This window comes from Palleronia caenipelagi, from assembly GCF_007004065.1.
GTDB classification, from domain to species: domain Bacteria; phylum Pseudomonadota; class Alphaproteobacteria; order Rhodobacterales; family Rhodobacteraceae; genus Palleronia; species Palleronia caenipelagi.
On record NZ_VFSV01000114.1, the window covers coordinates 1 to 2601 of the forward strand.

Annotated in this window: 4 pseudogenes; 2 read left to right on the plus strand and 2 right to left on the minus strand. The window is 59.3% G+C overall.

Going from position 1 to position 2601, the window contains the following annotated elements:
- Window positions 1-175 (plus strand): annotated as a pseudogene (locus FEV53_RS21775) (IS5/IS1182 family transposase); the annotation flags it as partial.
- Window positions 165-968: pseudogene (locus tag FEV53_RS21780) on the plus strand (transposase family protein); the annotation flags it as partial. The pseudogenes FEV53_RS21775 and FEV53_RS21780, both read left to right, overlap by 11 nt.
- Before the next feature lie 311 nt (window positions 969-1279).
- Here FEV53_RS21780 and FEV53_RS20005 read toward each other — a convergent pair.
- Window positions 1280-2104: pseudogene (locus tag FEV53_RS20005) on the minus strand (IS5 family transposase).
- 60 nt (window positions 2105-2164) lie between these two features.
- A pseudogene (locus FEV53_RS20010) lies at window positions 2165-2601 on the minus strand (integrase core domain-containing protein); the annotation flags it as partial.

Below are 2601 nucleotides of genomic sequence, written 5' to 3' on the forward strand. Positions count from 1 at the left end.
AGGCAAGGCGCACAAGCGCTATGAGTTCGGCACGAAGGTCAGCGTCGCGACCACCGCGTAAGGTGGCTTCGTCGCCGGCATGCGATCACTGCCGGGCAATCCTTTCGACCCTTTCGACGGGCACACTCTGCACGCGGCACTGGAACAGGTGGACATCCTGACTGATCGGCCCCCGGCTTTGCGGGCAGGTCGGGCGCGATGCCCACGCCCGCCAGTTCAGGAGGATGCGCAAGGCCCTGCGTCGGCTCAAGGGCTATACCGGCCGCGTGCTGCGCGACATCGAACGGCAGACAGACAAGGGGACTGAGGGACCGCTGAAAGCGCGGATCGCGGAGATGACGGCGCTGGTAAACCGGTTGCTGGCGCAGAAGCCACAGGACCGAAAGACGCTTTACAGCCTGCACGAACCGGCGKTGGCTTGTATCTCGAAAGGCAAGGCGCACAAGCGCTATGAGTTCGGCACGAAGGTCAGCGTCGCGACCACCGCGTAAGGTGGCTTCGTCGCCGGCATGCGATCACYGCCGGGCAATCCTTWCGACCCTTTCGACGGGCACACTCTGCACGCGGCACTGGAACAGGTGGACATCCTGACYGACCGGCGCCCGGACATGGCCTTCGTCGACCGTGGCTGCCGTGGCCACGGCGTTGAAACAGTGAAGGTCTTCATCAGCGGTGCAAGGCGCGGCGTCACCAGGACCATCGCGAAACTGCTGCGACGACGAAGCGCCATCGAACCAATGACGGGCCATATGAAAGCCGACGGACGTCTGACCCGATGCCCACTCAAAGGAACCGAAGGTGATGCCCTTTTCGCGGTCCTCTGCGGCTGCGGTCACAACATCCGCATGATCCTGCGCCACCTGAGGGTCTGTCTGTGCCATTTCATCTGGCTGATCACACTGCTCCGAGGGCTCACCCCCGGCGCCGACCGCCATCAGAGGCTGCAAATCGCCGCCGGAGCCTGTTGATTAGCATGGACTAATTCGTTTTATCGAAAGGAGGAAAGAATGCTCGGGCTTCATCGCATGTCGGCAGCATTCCGGCCCCCTAGAATTCCTTGTCAAGGACCCGGTTGACAGTCGGACGAAGAGGTTCTCCCTCTTGACCAGCTTTGTTGATCGCCGGGTTGAACTGCATCAGGAAGGCTTGGGCCTTCCGGTTCAGTGATTGATTCGCCCTGTCGGGTCTGGCAAGAGTGCCCGCCTCAATCCCCTTCGCTTCACAAAAATCCGCGATTGCGTCCTGTTCTTTCAGCAGCCGCTTAGAGCTGATCACTAGGTCATGTTGACAAATGGCGCATCCACAGGCGGATGGACATGTTGTCGATGAAGGCCAGGAAGCTCTCCGCCGTCTTGTCTTAACGGGTGGCGACACGGCGGGCATTTTTGAGCTTGTTGAAACACTGTTTGATCAGGTTGCGCAGACGATACAAGGACCGGTCGACGCCAGCGCTCTTCTTTCGTGATTTGCGCATAGAAATGACCGGCAAGACATCGCGTTTGTCCATGGATTTGAGAATGCTGTCAGCGTCATAACCGCGGTCTGCCAACAGAACGCTCGAGGTTGGCAAGGTTGTCGGCCATGACCAGATCGAAGCCAAGATAGTCAGAACATTACCCCGCGGTGATCCCGGTTCTCATGGGTAACCCGCTCGCAATTGTCCTCAGGCCAATGGCGGATCAATGCCTCGCCGTTGACGAGGAGATGGATCTTGGTCGTGGAACCACCCGTTGAGCGGCCGAAACCCTGTCGCGGAGTCCCCCCTTTTGGGCCCGCTGCCGGATGATGGGCGCGAACCACAGTGCTGGCGATCATTTGCAGAGCGTGCGGCACCGCCCCGCTTTTGTTCAGCGCGTCCATGATCTGCTCCCAGAGCCCCGCCAGTGTCCAGCGCCGGAACTGGGGGCAGACGCTTGACCACTTACCAAACTCTTCCGGCAGATCGCGCCCAAGGACGCCCGTGCGCGCGATCCAGAGAATCCCATCAAGACCAGAGGGTGATGGGTCGGTTTGCGCTGTTCGGCGCGCGGACGACCAGAATGAACCGCTCAAAGAACGCCCATTCCTCGTCTGACAACCGGCCTCGTGCCACGCCGGTCTCCATCGTAAGTGCCAGCTTGAATGATGGTCGATGCCCGGCGTGAACCCCTTTTGTCAACACGTCCTAGTTGTTCAGTCCCGGCATTTGGTGGATCGGATTTAGGATGAATCGATCTGGCTCTGAAGTCCAGATCTTTCAGATGTATTCGTAAGGCGTCAGCCCGCTGAGGGTCTTGAGCCTGCGGGCGAAGTTGTAGGCTGCCATGAAGTCGGCAAGGTGTGTTCGCAACTGGTCGTGATTTTCGTAGTGGAAGCGTTTGACCGTCGCCTCCTTGATGGTGCGGTTCATTCGTTCGACCTGGCCATTGGTCCACGGATGGTTCGGCTTAGTGAGCCGATGTTCGATCTCATTTGCCTCACAGATCATGTCGAACCGCATCTGCCGTGAATATGCTGTGTTCCGGTTGCGGGGCTGCTCGGCGAACTGGATGCCGTTGTCAGTGAGGATCGTGTGGATGCGATAGGGGACGGTATTGAGCAGGTGTTCGAGGAACTCCCATG